The organism is Deltaproteobacteria bacterium, assembly GCA_016875395.1.
Lineage (GTDB): Bacteria > Myxococcota_A > UBA9160 > UBA9160 > UBA6930 > VGRF01.
In genome coordinates, this window is sequence record VGRF01000034.1 from 24,695 (window position 1) to 42,406 (window position 17,712).

Below are 17,712 nucleotides of genomic sequence, written 5' to 3' on the forward strand. Positions count from 1 at the left end.
CGATTTCGCGCGGAGCCCCGCCTACACGCCCAGCGCCTTCTTGATCCCCTTGATGCCGCCCGCGTAGATGCCCTCGACCATCGTGATGCCCTGTGCGTCGCTGATGCCCTTCGGCTCGAACGAGCTGCTCCACTCGATGCGCGTCGCGGCGCCGTCCTCGGCGAGCTGGATGCGCGCGAGGTAGCCGGTGAGCGGGAGCGCGCCCGCGATGATCGAGTAGTCGAGCGTGCGGCGCGCGGCATCGAGCAGCTCGCAGCGCTCTTGGATCTGCGCGTCGTTCGGCAGCGTGATCGTGCGGACTGCGCCGACGCCCGAGCCGACGCACGTGACGCTCTTGAAGCCGCTCGAGTAGCGCTGGATCCCGCCGAAATCGCCGATCAGTTCCCAAACCTTTTCGATCGGCGCGTTGATGCGATCCGAAACCTTGACGCTCGCCATGGAGGCCTCCTTTGATGGAGGCGGGGGATACCGCAGCCGCGCGCCCTACCGCCTGCGCGGTGGTCGCATCTACGCGCCGCTCTGGCTCGCGCGATGCCTGCCCGCGGTGCGCACGTACTCGAGCGTGCGCTCGCGCTGCTCGGCGAGCTCTTCGGGGCGCAGCTCGCGCGCGGGCTTCGCGGGCGTGCCGAGGGCGAGCATGCGCGGCGCGACGCTCGCGCCCGGGGCGAGCACTCCGCCGGCGCCGAGCCAGGCGAGCTCGCCGAGCTGCGCGCCGTCGAGCGCGGTCGCGCCGATGCCGACGAGCGCGCCGTGGCCGACGCGGCAGCCGTGCACCACCGCGCGGTGCCCGACCGTGACCTCGTCGCCGACCTCGCACGGGAAGCGGTCCTTCGTCACGTGCAGCACCGAGTTGTCCTGAATGTTCGTGCGCGCGCCGACGCGGATCGCGTGCACGTCGCCGCGCAGCACGCAGCCGTACCAGACGCTCGAGTCGCGCCCGATCTCGACGTCGCCGACCACGATCGCGCCCGGCGCGATCCACGCGCTCACGTCGATGCGCGGCCAGCGGCCCTGATACGGCAGGATGCGCGCGCCGGGGTAGCGGCGCGCGAAGTCGTCGGCTTGCCAGCTCACACGGGGTCTCCAGTCGCGCGCCGCATGTGCCGGAGGCTGCGCACATCGACGGGGCGCGAAGCCGCGCAGCATATGCGGGCGCGCAGCCGTGCTCACGTCGCAGGCAGCTCGTGCTCGCGAAGTGTGCGCGAGCTGGCCCAAATCGCGCGCTCGCTGCGCAGCACGTCTGGCACGGCGATTGCGATGTGCGCCTCCGACTCCCCCCGATGGAGGCTCCCATGTCCCTGTTCGCTCACCCCCGCGCACGCCACGTCGGCGCCGCGCTCACCTCGCTCGCGCTCGCCGCGCCTGCGCTCGCAGAGGACGCGCCGCCCGCGATCGACACGGGCGACACCGCGTGGGTGCTCGCCGCCACCGCGCTCGTGCTCTTGATGACGCTGCCGGGCCTCGCGCTCTTCTACGGCGGCCTCGTGCGCGCGAAGAACATCCTGAACGTGCTCATGCAGTGCTTTGCCGCCGCGGCGGTGATCGGCGTGCTGTGGATCGTGGTCGGCTACAGCCTCGCGTTCGGCGCAGGCAACGCCTTCATCGGCGACTTCTCGCGCGTGATGCTGAGCGGCATCTCGGTCGACTCCGTCCTCGCGAACTTCGCCACGCCGCCGCGCAACATCCCCGAGATGAGCTTCGTCATGTTCCAGGGCATGTTCGCGATCATCACGCCCGCGCTGATCATCGGGGCCGTGGTCGAACGCATGAAGTTCTCCGCCTTCGTGGTGTTCATGACGCTGTGGGTGCTGTTCGTGTACTGCCCCGCGGCGCACATGGTGTGGTCGGGCGGCGGCTACCTGTTCGGCAAGGGCGCGATCGACTTCGCGGGCGGGCTCGTCGTGCACATGACCAGCGGCTTCTCCGCGCTCGTCGCCGCGATCGTGGTCGGCAAGCGCAGCGGCTTCGGCAAGCAGCCGATCGCTCCCCACAGCCTGCCGCTCTGTCTGATGGGCGCCGCGTTGTTGTGGGTGGGCTGGTTCGGCTTCAACGCCGGCAGCGCGCTGTCCGCGAGCCCGCTCGCGGCGCTCGCGTTCCTCAACACCAGCACCGCCGCCTCGATGGCGACGCTCACCTGGGCCGGCATCGAGTGGCTGCACCGCGGCAAGCCCACCGCGCTCGGCGCGGCGACTGCCGCCGTCGCGGGCCTGGTCGCGATCACGCCCGCGTGCGGCAACGTCTCGCCCGGCGGCGCGATCGCGATGGGATTCCTCGTCGCGGTGATTTGTTATGGCGCGGTCACTTTCCTGAAGCCGCGGATCGGCTACGACGACTCGCTCGACGCGTTCGGCGTGCACGGCGTCGGCGGAACGGTCGGCGCGATCGGAGTGGGTCTCTTCACCACGAGCTACCCGGCGGGCGACGCGATGAAGCAGCTGCTCGTGCAGGTCGAGGGTGCCGTGATCGTGGCCGTGGCTGCGCCGGTCCTGACGTACGTGCTGCTGAAGATCACCGGCCTCGTGACGGGCGGCCTGCGCGTCGACGACGAGGCCGAGTTCAACGGGCTCGATCTCGCGGAGCACAGCGAGGCCGCGTACACCGGCGTCGGCGATTGAGCCTCGTCCCGGAACAGCTCGGAGCTAAGCGGGGGCCCTTGCGGCCCCCGCTGCACTTTCGTGGTCGAGCTTCTCTTGGATTTGCTCGAGCGTGAGGCCGCGCGTCTCGAGCGCGTACTTCGCGATCAGCAGCGCGCCGAGAATGGGGCCGATTCCCACGATCGTGATCGCCGAGGTGATCGAGAGGCCCTGCCCGATCAAGAAACCGATCAGCACGGGAATGAATTCAGTCGCGCGGCCGAAGAAGTTCGTCGACCAGCCGTAACCCGTCGCCCGCAGCTCCGTGGGGAAGAGCTCCGATGCGTAGACGTGCGTGGCGCCGATCGCGGCGTTCAGCAGGAACACGGTCGAGATGTGCCAACCGTACTGGCCGACGATCGTGCGCGTGTGGAAGAGCATCACGATCGCCACCGCGCCGAGCGCGAAGAACCCGGCGCATGTGATCTTGCGGCCCACACGATCGACGAGCTGACCCGACACGAGGTGTCCGAGCGCGCCGAAGATGTACGCGACGGTGATGACGTTGCCGACCTGCTGAACGCTCATTCCCACTTCCTCGCGGGCGTAGATCGACCAGTAGGCGACGGACGGCGCGATCACGAGGTACACGCAGTTCCACAGCAGCGCGACGATCAGGAAGCGGCGCCGATAGCGCGGCGCGAACAGCTGAGCCGCCCCGCGGAACTGGTCGCGGAAGACGCTCGCGAGTGAGCCCTCGCTGCGCTGCGCCGCCACCTGCCGGTAGCGCTCGGTCTCGCGCACGCTGGCGGCGAGAAACGGCAGCAGCAGCAGCGGCGTTGCGCCCACGAGGTAGAGCCCGCGCCAGTGCGCGCCGTCGAACGGGAGATCGAGCCAAGCGCAGATGCTCGCGACGAGCGCCAGCGCCCCATCGTGCGCCCAGTTGTCGAGAAGCGCGGGCTCGCCGCCCTTCGCCTCTTGCAGGAAGTACGGCAGCACCTGCGCGGTCAGCACGGTTCCGACGGCGGCGAGGCTCGTGAGCGCCGTGATCCCGCGGGCGCGCAGCCGCGCGGGCAGCTCCTCCCCCGCGATGATGATCGCGAGGCCGTACTGCGCGGTGAGGAACAGCCGGGCGAGGGTCTGCCAAGCGATGAAGTCGTACTTCGTCTGCGCGAACGCCGTGGCGCCGCTCGTGATCGCGAAGCCCGCCACCGTGAACAGCAGCATCGCGCGCCGCCCGAAGCGATCTGCACACATCAGCAAGAAGAACGACGCGATCAGCCCGACCCGTGTCCAGCCGTATAGCGTTCCCCACTCGCTCGTCTCGATTCCGAGCGTCGCGCGCACGTCCGGCGACGCGAGCGTGAGCATCGACGCGTCGAAGCCCTCGTACAGCGTCGCGATGCCGAGCAGGACGAGCAGCAGGTAGTGGTAGCTCGTGAAGCGTTCGGTCGCGGGCGCTGCGGGTGCGGTCACCTCGTCATTCCCGCCGCGGATTCTTCGGGGGCATGTTGAAGCGCGCGGGCGGACGCCAGCCGCTCTCGCGAATCAGCTCTCCCACGTGCGCCATGTTCAAGATGTCTTGCTCGCTCTTGAACTTGCCGCCGCTCGCGTACTCGAGGATCGAGATGCCGGGGGCCTGATACGGCGTGCCGTCGGCGCGCGCTCCGCCGAGGCGGTTCCACCAGAACGAGACCAGGCGGTCGTCTTCGACCATCGTCCACGCCTCGGGGAAGGTCCAATCCTCGAGGCCTGCCATCGACTCGCTGAGGAGTATCGTGATCGCGGGCAAGCCGTCGACGCGGCCCCAGGCGGGATCGATGAAGACCGCGTCCGCGGTGAAGAACTCGGCCAGAGCGTCCCAGGCGAGCTCGCCGGCCTCGATGCGATCGCGCGTCGCGACGTAGCGGCGATACGCCTCCCGTATCTCCTCGGGCGGATGCGGCATGCGGCCTCCGTGCACGACCACGCTAGCCCGGACGCCTCGCGGCGAGCCGCGATTTTCTTCACGAAACGCACAGTTACGGCGAGAGGCTCGGGGTACGCTGCGCTCCTTCTCGATTGGAGGCACCACGCGCGTGAGCGAGCTGCGCATCGAAGACTCGAAGTGGACGAACCTCGCCTTCGCGCGCGTGGGCGACGTGCTGCGCGTCGAGATCGCGCACCCGACGAACCCGATGAACGTCGTCGACGGCGAGATGCACGACGATCTCGCGCGCCTCTTTCGCGAGCTGAAGCGCGAACGCACGGCGCGCGCGGTGCTGATCACCGGGCGCGGCAAGTTCTTCAGCGCAGGAGGCGACTTCAACTGGTTCCCCACCCTGCAGGATCCCGCGAACCTCGAGCTCACGCGCCGCGACGGGAAGCAGCTCGTGTGGGATCTGCTCGACGTCGAGCTGCCGATCGTCGCCGCCGTGAACGGCGCGGCCGTCGGCCTCGGCGCCTCGATCGCGCTCTTGTGTGACGTGATCTTCATGGCCGACAGCGCACAGATCGCGGACCCGCACGTGCGCGTGGGCGTGGTCGCGGGCGACGGCGGCGCCGCGATCTGGCCGCTGCTGCTCGGCCCCGCGCGCGCGAAGCAGTACCTGATGACGGGCGACGCGGTGAAGGCGCCCGAGGCGGAGCGCATCGGCCTCGTGAACCGCGTCGTGCCCGCAGCCGAGCTCGAGGCCGAGGCGATGAAGTTCGCGCAGCGCCTCGCCGCCGGCGCGCCGCTCGCGGTGCAGTTCACGAAGCAGTCGGTGAACAAGCTCGTGAAGGACGCGCTCAACACCGCTTTCGACACCTCGATGGCGCTCGAAATGCTCACGTTCCGCAGCGAAGACCACCGCGAGGCGCTCGCGGCGATCCGGGAGAAGCGCGCGCCGCACTTCCGCGGGCGCTGAGCGACCGCACGGGACAGCTGGGGCCGGCCGCAGCGCGAGAGGAGCGAGATGGACCTTTACGACGCGATGTCGACGCTGCGCGCGGTGCGCCGGCTGCGCCCGGACGCGATTCCCGCGGATGTGCAGCAGCGCGTTCTGCAAGCCGCCGCGTGGGCGCCGACGGGCGGGAACGTGCAGCCGTGGCGGGTCGTGGTGGTGCGTGAGCCGGCGCTGAAGCAGAAGCTCGGCGCGCTCTACGACGCGCGCTGGAAGGCTTACTCGGCGGGGCACCAGAAGCTCGTCGCGAACGCGCCGGCCGAGGCGCGCGAGAAGACGGCGCGCATGCTCGCCGCCGGCGACTACCTCGGCGCGCATTTCGGCGAGACGCCGCTGGTCGCGATCTTCTGCTTCAACCCCGAGAACATGGCGATCACCGACGCGAAGCAGCCGCGCGTCTCGGTCGTGGGCGGCGCGTCGGTCTACACCGCGGTCGAGAACTTCCTGCTCGCCTGCCGCGCCGAGGGCCTCGGCTGCGTGCTGACGACGCTGCTGTGCGAGGTCGAGCCCGAGGTGCGCGAGCTGCTCGCGATCCCGCAGCCCTGGGCGACGGCGTGCGCGATTCCGGTCGGCTACCCGGTCGGCGTCGGTCACGGCCCGATCTCGCGCCGACCCGTCGAGAAGCTCGCCTTCACGGATCGCTGGGGCACGGCGTTCCGGGCGAGTGATTAGGGTCTCGCGGTGCCCGTTCACTTCGCCGACGAGCCGGAGCACATCGCGCTCTTGCGCGAGCAGATGCGGCGCTTCGTCGCGGCCGAGATGCCGCCCGAGAAGCGCCAGCAGTGGGACCGCGAGCACCGCTTCCCGCGCGAGCTGTTCGCGAAGCTCGCCGCGCTCGGCGTGTGCGGCCTCACGATCGCGGAGGAGTACGGCGGCGCGGGCGCGGATCTGGTCGCCGCGGTCGCGGTGATCGAGGAGCTGTGCCGCGGCGGCGCCTTCGCGGCGGGACCGTTCATCCACTGCGCGTTCTACGGCGGGATGAACATCAGCGAGAACGGCAGCGAGGAGCAGAAGCGCGCGCTGCTGCCGCGCCTCGCGAGGGGCGAGCTGCTGTTCGCGTATGGGCTCAGCGAGCCGGACGTCGGCGGCGATCTCGCGAGCGTGCGCACCAGCGCGCGCATCTCGGACGACGGCACGCAGCTCGTGCTGCACGGCTCGAAGCGCTGGTGCACGGGCGCCGAGCTCGCGGACTACATCTACTGCCTCGTGCGCACGGGCCCCGAGGACGCGCGCTACCAGAACCTCTCGTTCGTGCTCGTCGACCCGAAGACCCCCGGCGTCGCGATCTCGCCGATCGAGCACGCAAACCTGCGCTACACGCTCTCGTCGGACGTGAGCTTCGACGGCGCGCGCGTGCCGATCGAGAACGTGGTGGGCGGCGCCGCTGCGCTCGGGCGCGGCTGGAAGATGCTGGTCGGGCGCGCGCTCGACGTGGAGAAGCTCGAGATCACGGGCGTCACCTTCGGCATCGCGCAGGCCGCGGTCGAAGAGGCGTGGGCGTATGCGCAGCAGCGCGTCCAGTTCGGCAAGCCGATCGCCGCGCATCAGGTGATCAAGCACGCGCTGGTCGAGGCGCGCACGCAGCTCGAGGCGTGCCGGCACATGCTCTACCACGCGGCTTGGCTCGCGCAGCAGGGGCGGCCGTGCAGCGTCGAGACTTCGATGGCGAAGCTGTTCGTCGCGGACACGAGCGTCGCGATCGCCCTCGCCTGCCAGCGCGTGATGGGCGCATACGGCCTCTCCGAGGGCCATGACATGGAGCGCCACGTTCGCGATCTGTTAGGGATGCCGATCGTCGGGGGCTCCTCGCACATGCAGAAGAACAACCTCGCGCGCCGCTGGGGCCTGCCGGAATGAGCGCGTTCGAGGCGCCCGAGACCGACCCGCTGGCGCGTGCGCGCGAGCTCGCCCCGCGCATCCACGCGCGCGCGGACGAGATCGAGGCCGCGCGCAGGCTGCCCGCGGATCTGCACCGCGAGCTGGCGAGTGCGGGCTTCTACCGCTGCTGGGCGCCGCGCGAGTGCGGCGGGCTCGAGCTGCCGGTATGGCCCGTGGCCGAGACCTTCGAAGCGCTCGCGCGCGCGGACGGCTCGGTGGCGTGGTGCGTGTTCATCGCATGCACCTCCGCGACCGCGCTCGCGACCCTCCCCGAGGAGACTTCGCGCGCGGTGTTCGCGCCGCTGGAGACGACGCTGATCTCGGGCGTGTTCGCGCCCTCGGGCAGCGCGGAGATCGAGGGCGACTCGTTCCGCGTCAACGGGCGCTGGGCGTTCGGCTCCGGCACGCAGAACGCGGACTGGGTGCTCGCGGGCTGCAGGTTGTTACGGAACGGCGAGCCCATCACGGCTCCTTCCGGCGCGCCGCGCACGCACATGGTGCTGGTGCCCGCGCGCGAGGTGGAGTTCCTCGACACCTGGCACGTCTCGGGCTTGTGCGGCACGGGCAGCACCGACTTCGCGCTGCGCGACGTGCGCGTGCCCGCCGAGCGCGTCGTGGGCTACGTGCGCGAGCGCGGCCCGAATCGCCCGCTCTTCCGCTTCCCCAACTTCACGCTGCTCGCGCTCGGCATCGGCATGGTCGGCCTCGGGCTCGGTCGCGCCGCGATCGACGAGCTGATCGCGCTCGCGGGCGCGAAGAAGCCCGCGGGCAGCACGCGCACGGTCGCGGAGCGGCCGTCAGCGCAGAGCAGCGTCGCCGAGAGCGAGGCGGAGCTGCGCGGCGCGCGCTCGTTCCTGCGCGATGCGGTAGAGGCCGCCTGGTCGCGCGCGAGCGCGGGCGAGCCCGTGCCCACCGAGCTGCGCCGCGACCTGCGGCTCGCGACGACGCACGCCGCGCGCACCTCCGCGCGCGTCGCGCTGCGCATGTACGAGCTCGGCGGCGCCAGCTCGATCTACAAACGCTCGCCGCTCCAGCGCATCTTCCGCGACGCTCACGTCGCGACGCAGCACCTGATGGTCGCCCCCCCGACCCTCGAGCTCGCTGGCCGCATGTTCATGGGTCTGCCGACCGATACGGGCTCTCTCTAGAAGTCCTTTTCTTTCCAGGGGAATCCTCCGCATGATGCGCGTCGATCTGCGCGAGTCTGACGTGCCCGGCATCTCGGCGGTGTTCGCGGGCGCCGGCGTCGCAGTCGCGATCGGCCTCGCGGAGTGGGCGCGCGCGGGGCTCACCGCGAACGCAACGCCCCTCGACTTGCAGCGCGGCCTCTTGCTCGTGTGCGCGGTGTACGGCGCCATCGGCAGCGCCGCGGGTCTCGCGTGCTGGGTTCTCCGCCGCATTCGCTACGCCCCGGCCGCGGCGATCGCGGTGATCGCTGCGGTCGCCGCCGCTGGCGCGGACGGCCGCCCGATCGTGCGCGTCGCCGCCATCGCGCTGGCGCTCGTGTCGTTACGCCTCGGCGCGCTCGTGCTGGAGCGCTTCCCCACGCTGCCGCGCGCGCGCCTCGCCTCGAGCGCGGCGCTGCTCGGCATCGCGGGCGTATGCGCGCTCGCAGCGCGCGCCCTGCCCGCCTACGGGCCGCGCTGGGCGCTCGGCGCGGCGGTCGCGGCGAGCGGTGCGGCGGTGCTGGTGTGGACGCCGCGCGTGCGCGGATCGGCGTTGTTGTTAGGGGCCGGCGCGCTCGCGCTGGTGTGGCAAGGCGCGAACCACGTACAGCGCCTCGCGCCCAGCGCGCGGCCGAACGCAGACGCGCCGAGCGTCCTGCTCGTCACGATCGACACGCTGCGCGCCGACCGCATCGGCGCCTACGGCTACGCCCCCGCGCGCACCCCCGTGTTCGATGCGCTCGCGAAGGAGGGCGTGCTCTTCAAGCACGCCTTCGCGCACTCGCGCTTCACGGGGCCCTCGCACATCTCCATCCTCACGGGCCTCTTGCCCACCACGAGCGGCAGCGTCGTGAACATGCAGCCCCTCGCTCCAGGCGTTCCCACGCTCGCCGAGAGCTTCGCGCGCGCGGGCTACGTCACCGCCGCGTTCCCGAGCGCGTTCACCACGCTCGAGTCCGCAACGGCGCTTCCGGGGCGCTTCCAGTTCGTCGACGAGGACACGCGCGAGTTCTCCTACTACCCCGAGTCCGCCTACCGCTGCGTCGCGATTCGCGTGATCGCGAAGTGGCTGAAGGGACCCGCGACGTGGTCCTACTACCGGCCGGCGGCCCCGACGACGGACCGCGCGCGGCAGTTCCTCGAGGCACACGCAGGCGCGCCGACTTTCACGTGGGTGCACTACTTCGACCCGCACGTCCCGTATCGGCCGCCCGCGGAGCTGCGCCGCGACGACGCGAAGCTCGTGAGCGGCGAGTGGTATGACCTCTCCGCCGCGAAGCAGCGCGAGATCATCCGCGACCCCGCGCGCATGAACGCGATGCTCGGGCTCTACGACGCCGAGATCGCCTACGCCGACCGCGAGCTCGGGCGCCTCGTCGAGGCGGCGCGCGCGCACTCGCCGCGCGGCGGCGTGCTGATCGTGGTCACGAGCGATCACGGCGAGCCGATGGGCGAGCACGGCAATTATTGGGTGCGCGATCTCCACGACGAGACGCTCCGCGTGCCCCTCGTCTTCGTGCCGCCGGGCAAAGAGGCGCTGAACCCCGTCGTCGAGGCGGACGTGCGCCTCGTCGACCTCGCGCCGACGCTGCTCGACATCCTGAAGCTCCCCGCGCTCCCGCGCAGCGACGGCGCGAGCCTCGTGCCGCTCATGGCCTCGCGCGACGCCCAGCCACCGCGCCTCGCGCTCGGAATCCTCGAGCCGGGCGAGGATGAGGCTGCAGGCCGCGGCGTCGCGATCCGGCTGAACGGGTGGAAGCTGATCGCGCAGGAGTCGTTCGCGGACGCTGCGAAGAGCGAGCTCGATCTCTTCCACGTGCTGCGCGATCCAAAGGAGCTCGTCGACCGCAGCGCCGACTACCCCGAGCTCGTGACGAAGTTCCAGCGCCTCGTCCCGAGCGGCTGGCGCACGGGTGAAACGCGCACGCTGAGCGACGCCGAGCGCGAGCAGCTGCGCGCGCTCGGCTACGTCGAGTAGATGCGCGGCGCGCTGTTCGTCACGGGGGCGAGCGGCTTCGTCGGGCGGCGCGTGCTCGCCGTCGCGGCACGCGAGTTCTCGCGCGTCGTCGCGCTCTCGCGCGGCGAGCTCGTGGACGCGCCGGCGGGCGTCGAGTGCGTGCGCGGCGACTTGTTGGGCGACGCGAGCTGGGAGAGCGCGCTCGCGGGCTGCGACGCGGTGCTCCACCTCGCCGCGACCACGGGCAAAGCCGCGCCACGCGAGTACGAGCGCGGCGTCGTCGAGGCGACCGCGAAGATTCTCGCCGCCGCGCGCCGCGCCGGCGTGCGCCACTTCGTCTACGCGAGCTCGATCGCGGTGCGCTTCACCGACCAGACGTACTACCCGTACGCGAACAAGAAAGCTGCTGCGGAGGCGCTCGTTCGCGCGAGCGGCCTCGGCGCGACGATCGCGCGCCCCGCGATCGTGGCCGGCCCCGGCTCGCCCGTCATCGGCGGCCTCGCGACGCTCGCGCTCGCGCCGGTCACCCCCGTGTTCGGCGACGGGCAGAAGCGCGTCGCACCGATCCACGTGCACGATCTCGCGGAGCAGCTCGTCGCGCTCGCAGCGGGCGAGCCGCAGCGCGAGGCCGTCGAGCTGGGCGGGCCCGAGACGCTCACGCTCGACGCGCTGCTCACCGGCATCCGCCGCGCGCGCGGCAAGGGCGAGGTGAAGCTGCTGCATCTCCCGCTCGCGCCGATCCGCGCCGTGCTCGCGGCGCTCGAGCCTGCGCTGCGCCCCGTGCTCCCCTTGACGGCCGGGCAGCTCGCGACGTTCGCGAACGACGGCGTACCCGCGCCGAACGCCTTCGCCGCAGCGCATCCATCGACGCGCTCGATCCTCTCGCCCGAAGCGCTCGCCGTGCCGGCGCCCCCCGCAGACTCGGACGCGGTGCTGCGCGCCGAGTGCGCGAGGTACTCGCCCATGATGCCGAGGCAGATCAACTGCACGCCGCCGAGGAAGAGCAGCGCGACCATGATCGTCGCCCAGCCCTGCACCGTGGTGCCGTTCCAGCGCTGCACGAACACCGACGCGAGGTAGAGGAACGCGAGGAACGAGGTCGCGTAGCCGAGCCAGGTGGCGAGCTTCAGCGGCACGGTCGAGAACGACGTGATCCCGTCGAACGCGAACTTCAGCATCTTGCGGTACGGGTACTTCGTCTCGCCGGCGACGCGCTCGTCGCGCTCGTACTCGACGCCCGTCTGGCGGAAGCCGATCCAGCTCACGAGCCCGCGCACGAAGCGGTCCTTCTCGCGCAGCTGGTTCAGCTGATCGAGCGCGCGGCGGCTCATCAGGCGGAAGTCGCCCACGTCCACCGGAATCTCGATGCCGGTGATCTTGTCGAGCAGGCGATAGAACGCCGACGCGGTGAACAGCTTCAGCGCGCTCTCGCCGCGGCGCTTGCTGCGCACGCCGTATACGACGTCGAAGCCCGCGCGCCACTTCTCCACCATGCGCGCGATCACCTCAGGCGGGTCCTGCAGGTCCGAGTCGATCACCGCGACGCAGTCGCCCCGCGCGCGGCCGAGGCCCGCGGTGATCGCGATCTGGTGGCCGAAGTTGCGCGACAGCTTCACCACGCGAACGCGCGCGTCCGCCTCGGCGAAGCGCGCGAGGTGGGCGAAGGAGTCGTCCGCGCTGCCGTCGTCGACGTAGATCAGCTCCCAGCGTGCGCCGGGCAGCGACTCCAGCACCTTCGTCGCGCGCTCGTGGAACGCGCGGATGCCGGCCGACTCGTTGTAGACCGGCACGACCACGGAGATGGCGTAGGGGTTCGTTTCCATGCAGTGCGTGCGCAGTATCGGCCGGCCGGGTGCGAGCCTTCGCGGCTTTCGTGTGGGTGCCCTGTGCGCTCGAAAAGGCGACGGCGCGCCCCGGGTTGCCCCGAGACGCGCCGTTTCCTGCGATCTGCGCGCTAGAAGTTGTACTTCAGCGTGCCGCCCCACATGCGCGGCGGGTTCACGTACGCGTGATACGTACCGCCCTGGGTCGGCGTGTCGAAGATGATCGAACGGTCATACGTGTTGGTCAGGTTGGTCGACCAGAGGCTCGCCTCCCAGTGACCATCGGGCGACTTCGTCCCGACCGTCAGGTTCAGATACCACTTCGCGTTCTCGAACTTGTAGGGATGCAGGTTCGAGCCCGTGTTGCGCCGGCCGCGGTACGCGGTGTTCGCCGACACGAAGCCGACCCACTCCGTCAGCGGGAGTTTCCGCTCGTAGTTCACGCTCGCGCTGCCCGTCCAGGCCGGCGCGTTCGTGATGCGGTGGTGCGCGATGGCGAACGCCGGATTCGGCAAGCCGTCCCGGGGCGCGGCGAACGGGTTGTTGAGGTTGAACGTGGTGCTCACGTCCCTCCCGTAGCGCGCGTCCGCGTACGTGATGCCGAGCGTTGCATCGAGGCCTTCCGCGATCTCGAAGAAGGACTCGAGCTCCACCCCGCGCGATCGCACCGACTCCACGTTCGACACGATGAAGCCGAGGCCCGTGAACGTGTTGAGCTGGAAGTCTGTGAAGTCTGTCGTGAACAGCACGAGGTTGATGCGCGCGCGCCCGTCCATGTAGGTGCCCTTGATGCCGAGCTCGTGCGACTTCGCGAACTCCGGATCGAAGCGCGTGTTGTTGATCGGCACCGTGCGATCCGGATTCAGCGGGTCCGGCCCAGCGCCCAGGCCCACGCAAGCGCCGCTGCGCGGGCGGGGTGTCCGTGCCGTCGCGACCGCGTCAGCGTCGGGCCCATCGAGGATCGCGCAGTCGAACGAGTCTTGATCGGTGTTGAAACCGCCGGCCTTGTAGCCGCGCGAGTACGAGTAGTAGACGTTGATGTCCTCGGTCACGTGGAACGTGCCGCTGAACGTGTACGTCCATTCCTTCTCCGTCGCGCCGGAGTCCTCCCACGAGAGGTTGTTGCAGAAGCCGTTGAGGAAGAAGCCACTCGTGCAGTGCGGATCGTTGACGAACGTGCCGACCGGAGCGCCGTTCACGGAGCTCGCGGCTTCCTTCGTCTCGCGCCCGAAGCGCGCCCCGACGGTCAGATCGAGACGATCCTGCCACGGGCTCCACGTGTTGTTGGTGAAGATCGCCCAGCCCGTGGTGTCGATGAACGCGCTGCGCGAGTAACCCTCGCCCTGGGGCAACAGCGTCGGAACTGCGGCGCCGAGAACCACGAACGGGGCATCCGCGCCCCACTCGATGCGCGTGCTGGTATCGACGTCTTCGGTGTAGCCGTAGAAGCCAACCAGGTAGTCGAACTGATCGAACAGCGTGCCGGCCGCGCGAATCTCCTGGCTGAAGTTCTCGAACGCGTCGCTCGCGCCGCCGCCGCTCGGGTTCTGCGGGCGCAGAACGTCCGCGCTGGTGAAGTCGACATCCTCCGCGTAGCGCGCGCGGAACTTTCGGTAGGCGGTGATCGACGTGAGCTTGACCGCGTCGAGATCCCAGTTCGCTTCGAGCGACACGCCCCAGTCGCTGACCTTCTCGAACGGCTCGTAGTTGAGACCCACGCGCCACTTGTTGCTCTCCCTGCCCGATACGTCCAATCCGCGCACCGTGGGCACATCCTGGCCGAGTCCGCGCGCCTTGGCCGCGGTCAGCACGCGTGCGGCCGAAGCGCCGCCGCGCACCCACACCGCGGGGCAGCACGACTCGTCGCGCTGGCCGTAATCGCCGATCAGGCGGAAGTCGAGATCCTCGCTCGGCGCCCAGAGCAGCTGGCCGCGCAGGATGTATCGGTCGCGATGGCCCCACGACCCGTTGCTGTGGAAGTCCTCGTAGTAGCCGTCGCGGTCCGTCCACTGGCCGGAGACCCGGAAGCCGAGCAGCTCTTCGACGATCGGCGCCGAGTAGCTCAGGGCGACGCGCTTGCTGTTGAAGTCGCCGATCTCGACGAGCGCGAAGCCCTCGCTCTCGCTCAGCACGGGCCTCTTCGTGATCACGCTCACTGCGCCCGCCGAGGTGTTCTTGCCGAACAGCGTTCCTTGCGGGCCGCGGAGAACCTCGATGCGCTCGATGTCGAGCAGATCGCTGAAGCCCTGCCCGGAGCGCGAGCGATAGATGCCGTCGATGAAGGTTCCGACGGCGGCTTCCAGGCCGATGTTGTTGCCCGTCGTGCCGACGCCGCGGATGCGCAGCGTGCCGCCGGCCGACGAGGTGTTGCTGGTGTTGACGTTGATGCTCGGCGAGATCTGCGCGAGGTCCTCGATTTCGTCGATGCGCCGCGCTGCGAGCTCCGCGCCTTGGAACGCGCTGACCGCGATCGGCACGTCCTGAATGTTCGCCTCGCGCTTGGTCGCAGTGACGATGATCTCTTCGACATCGCGTTGTGCGGGATCCGCTGCGGGCGCCGCGTCTTGCGCGAACGCGGGCAGCGAGAGAGCGAACGCCGCACCGAAGGCGAGGCTCGACCTCACGAACGAATGAGACATGCGGGCCTCCTTCGGGGTGGGGGAGGCGCAACCCGTATGCCGAACCCCCCCCCCAGAACTCGCATTCTTCCCGCGATCGTGCTTGCGAGTCAACACGTTTCTGCGTCGCGGAGGAATCGCGGAGGTGGCGTCCCCAACGGGATTCGAACCCGTGTTACGGCCTTGAAAGGGCCGAGTCCTAGGCCTCTAGACGATGGGGACGAGGCCGCTGCGAAGAAATGCCGCGCAGTATTGCCGACGGCTTCGGCCGTCGCGAGGCGAGCCCTGCAACAGCGGGAGATTTTTGATCCAGCAGGCGTTTTTAGGTGCAGAATGCCCTCGAGCTGGTTCAGAGTGGTCGGGTTGGTCGTTCAAACCCTATTCGAGGAGTGACGTCGATGACTTCGCGCGCGTTCCATCGCATCCGTGCACTCGCGCTTGCGGCCGCGCTCTCCACGCCCGCGTTCGCGCAAGACGCCGCGCCGGCGGCGGATCCCACGCCCGCGAGCCCGCCGAGTGACACCGAGGAAATCGTCGTCACGGGCTCGTTCATCAAAGGCACGCCCGAAGATGCGGCGCTGCCGGTCGACGTCACGAGCTTCGAGGATCTCCAGGAGCAAGGCGCGCCGAGCATCGCCGAGCTCGTCCGCAACCTCGCGTACACCTCGGGCAACCTCGCCGAAACGAATCAGTTCGGTGCCGGCGGCGGCGGCCAGGCGCAGGAGGGCGTGCTCACGATGAACCTGCGCGGCCTCGGTTCCGCGCGCACGCTCGTGCTCATCAACGGCCGCCGGCTCGCCCCGAACGAGGTTGTCGGCAGCGATCTCTCGATCCTTCCGAAGAGCACGATCGGTCGCCTCGAAGTGTTGAAGGATGGCGCGGCCGCGCTTTACGGCTCGGATGCGGTCGGCGGCGTCGCGAACTTCATCACGCGCGAGAACTTCGAGGGCTTCGAGATCAGCGCGTCCGAGCAGTTCATTCGCAAGTCGGACGGCGACCACGAGGTCGCGGTGATCGCAGGCTGGGGCAATGACCGCCTTCACCTCATGGCCGCATTCGAGTGGTCGCATCGCAGTGAGCTGCGCTTCAGAGATCGCGACTGGGGCCTCATCCCGGAGACCGAGAATCCGCAGGGTGGGTGGTCGAGCATCGCGAATCCGGCGCGCATTCTGCCGGCCTTCGACTTCACCGCGAACGGGCTCTCCGACGGCACGGTGCTGGGCGCAGGCGCCGCCGACCCGCAATGCGCGTTTCTGGGCGGCGCCGTGTCAGGGACGGCCTGCCGCTTCCAGTACACGGCCTTCGACAACCTCACCGAGGAGCAAGACACGTACAAGGCGTACGTCGAAGCCAACTTCGACCTCTCCGACACGATGAAGCTGCATGTCGAAGGGCTCTACGGGCTGATGGACATGCCGAACTGGAAGTCGTCGCCGTCCTATCCGCCGCAGTCGCTCTTCGGCCCTGATCGCTTCATCGCCGCGAGCCATCCAGGCCTCATCAACTTCAAGGCGCAGAACCCGACCTTCTTCACCACGACGGCCGGCGTCCCTCCCGCAAACCTGGGCGCCTACGCCCTCGCGCGCGCGATTGGTGTTCAGGGTCGCCTGCCCGACGGGACGCCGTTGGCCGCAAAGCGCCGCACGGAGCAGTTCCGCTTCGTCGCGCAGCTCACCGGCGAAGTCTTCGACGGCATCTCGTGGGAGACGGCGTTCACTTACGCGGAGCGCGAGCGTCTGCTGGACGGTGAGGACACGCGCACCGAGCGCATGGCGTTCGCCCTCGACGGCCTCGGCGGCGAGGGCTGCGATCCGGTCACGGGCACACCGGGCGTCGGACCCTGCCGATACTTCAACCCGTTCTCGAACGCGATCCGTCGCTCGGCGATCAACGGCGTGATCAACCCGCAATACGATCCCGCGGTTGCGAACAGCCCCGAGTTGTTCAAGTGGCTGATCACGGACACCGCGTCTGTGGTCACGAACAAGGTGTTCGTGTTCGACGGCGTAATGTCCGGTCAGCTCCCGTGGTTCGAGCTGCCGGGTGGCGAGATCGGCTGGGCGGTCGGCACTCAGGTGCGCCGCGAGGTCTTCGACCTGCAGCTCGCCGACAGCGTGAACCTCGACGTCGAGCCCTGCCCGTTCTCGAACTTCGCGGCCTCGGTCACACGCCTCGGGAACATCAGCGCGGCGAACTTCAACCTGTGCCAGACCGGGCAAGCCAACGTCACGGGACCGTTCTCGTTCCTCTCGGGCACGCGCGAGCAGGCCTTCAAGCGCGTGGTGTGGGGCTTGTTCACCGAGATCAGCCTGCCCGTCCACGAGATGTTCGATGCACAGTTCGCGCTGCGCTACGAGGACTACGGCGGGGAGGTGGGCTCGACGGTCGATCCGAAGCTGTCGCTGCGCTTCCAGCCGTTCGAGTGGATCACGCTGCGCGGCTCCGTCTCGACGACGTTCCGCGGCCCGCCGCAGAGCTTCCTCGCGAACCGCACCACGACGCTGCAGTTCATCCCGCCGACCAATGCGTTCAAGGCGGTGGACGTGGTGGGCAACCCGAACCTCAAGCCCGAGTCCGCGCTCACCTCGAACGTCGGCGCGGTGTTCGAGTGGGAGGGTCTGTACGCGTCGATCGACTACTGGCGCTTCAACTTCAAGGACCCGTTCCAGACCGAGAGCGCCGGGCAGATCGTGGCGGCCTACACCACGATTGGCGGGGCGGCACCGGCTGGCAATCCGGCAGGCTGTCAGACGACTCCGACCGCGGGCGGCTT

The 17,712-nt window shown here is 69.7% G+C and carries 14 protein-coding genes and 1 tRNA gene; 7 read left to right on the forward strand and 8 right to left on the reverse strand.

The features are described 5' to 3' along the window. Positions 1 to 21: 21 nt before the first annotated feature. Both FJ091_19505 and FJ091_19510 read right to left on the reverse strand, forming a co-directional pair. Positions 22 to 438 carry an SRPBCC family protein gene (locus FJ091_19505; protein ID MBM4385543.1) on the reverse strand — a complete coding sequence of 139 codons (417 nt, stop codon included), beginning with the start codon at positions 436 to 438 and terminating at the stop codon, positions 22 to 24. 69 nt (positions 439 to 507) lie between these two features. Then, entirely contained in the window at positions 508 to 1,146 is a 639-nt protein-coding gene (locus FJ091_19510) for a gamma carbonic anhydrase family protein (protein ID MBM4385544.1), read from the reverse strand. Positions 1,147 to 1,292: 146 nt separating this feature from the next. On the opposite strand from FJ091_19510, the gene FJ091_19515 reads away from it, so the two are divergent. Continuing rightward, positions 1,293 to 2,615, forward strand: coding sequence for an ammonium transporter (locus tag FJ091_19515; protein MBM4385545.1), 1,323 nt, complete (start codon positions 1,293 to 1,295; stop codon positions 2,613 to 2,615). A gap of 24 nt (positions 2,616 to 2,639) precedes the next feature. Here FJ091_19515 and FJ091_19520 read toward each other — a convergent pair whose 3' ends face one another. After that, positions 2,640 to 4,049 (reverse strand): MFS transporter, encoded by a 1,410-nt coding sequence (locus tag FJ091_19520; protein ID MBM4385546.1) that lies wholly within the window; start codon positions 4,047 to 4,049, stop codon positions 2,640 to 2,642. A gap of 4 nt (positions 4,050 to 4,053) precedes the next feature. Beyond that, positions 4,054 to 4,521, reverse strand: coding sequence for a nuclear transport factor 2 family protein (locus FJ091_19525; GenBank protein ID MBM4385547.1), 468 nt, complete (start codon positions 4,519 to 4,521; stop codon positions 4,054 to 4,056). Between FJ091_19525 and FJ091_19530 the strand changes: the two genes are divergently transcribed. The 5 genes from FJ091_19530 (at position 4,520) to FJ091_19550 (ending at position 10,519) form a co-directional block, all read left to right on the forward strand. Continuing rightward, a complete protein-coding gene (locus tag FJ091_19530) occupies positions 4,520 to 5,461 on the forward strand; it encodes an enoyl-CoA hydratase/isomerase family protein (protein ID MBM4385548.1) in 942 nt (313 codons plus the stop codon). The genes FJ091_19525 and FJ091_19530 overlap by 2 nt on opposite strands. Before the next feature lie 48 nt (positions 5,462 to 5,509). Beyond that, entirely contained in the window at positions 5,510 to 6,169 is a 660-nt protein-coding gene (locus FJ091_19535) for a nitroreductase family protein (GenBank protein ID MBM4385549.1), read from the forward strand. A gap of 63 nt (positions 6,170 to 6,232) precedes the next feature. Continuing rightward, on the forward strand, positions 6,233 to 7,354 hold the full coding sequence (locus FJ091_19540; GenBank protein ID MBM4385550.1) for an acyl-CoA/acyl-ACP dehydrogenase: 1,122 nt from the start codon (positions 6,233 to 6,235) through the stop codon (positions 7,352 to 7,354). Continuing rightward, positions 7,351 to 8,523 carry an acyl-CoA dehydrogenase family protein gene (locus FJ091_19545; GenBank protein MBM4385551.1) on the forward strand — a complete coding sequence of 391 codons (1,173 nt, stop codon included), beginning with the start codon at positions 7,351 to 7,353 and terminating at the stop codon, positions 8,521 to 8,523. Before FJ091_19540 ends, FJ091_19545 begins: the two co-directional genes overlap by 4 nt. A 31-nt stretch (positions 8,524 to 8,554) precedes the next feature. Continuing rightward, positions 8,555 to 10,519 carry a sulfatase gene (locus FJ091_19550; protein ID MBM4385552.1) on the forward strand — a complete coding sequence of 655 codons (1,965 nt, stop codon included), beginning with the start codon at positions 8,555 to 8,557 and terminating at the stop codon, positions 10,517 to 10,519. Here the strand turns inward: FJ091_19550 and FJ091_19555 are convergent. The 4 genes from FJ091_19555 to FJ091_19570 form a co-directional block, all read right to left on the reverse strand. Beyond that, positions 10,507 to 10,740: a hypothetical protein gene (locus FJ091_19555; GenBank protein ID MBM4385553.1), complete on the reverse strand. Its 234-nt coding sequence runs from the start codon at positions 10,738 to 10,740 to the stop codon at positions 10,507 to 10,509. The genes FJ091_19550 and FJ091_19555 overlap by 13 nt on opposite strands. A gap of 138 nt (positions 10,741 to 10,878) precedes the next feature. Continuing rightward, positions 10,879 to 12,321: a glycosyltransferase family 2 protein gene (locus FJ091_19560; protein MBM4385554.1), complete on the reverse strand. Its 1,443-nt coding sequence runs from the start codon at positions 12,319 to 12,321 to the stop codon at positions 10,879 to 10,881. Between the two features lie 131 nt (positions 12,322 to 12,452). Then, on the reverse strand, positions 12,453 to 14,960 hold the full coding sequence (locus FJ091_19565; GenBank protein ID MBM4385555.1) for a TonB-dependent receptor: 2,508 nt from the start codon (positions 14,958 to 14,960) through the stop codon (positions 12,453 to 12,455). A 125-nt stretch (positions 14,961 to 15,085) separates the two neighbouring features. After that, positions 15,086 to 15,161: transfer RNA gene (locus FJ091_19570), tRNA-Glu, on the reverse strand. A 176-nt stretch (positions 15,162 to 15,337) separates the two neighbouring features. Here FJ091_19570 and FJ091_19575 point away from each other — a divergent pair. Continuing rightward, positions 15,338 to 17,712: TonB-dependent receptor (locus FJ091_19575; protein ID MBM4385556.1), on the forward strand; the 2,375-nt coding region annotated here is incomplete at its 3' end.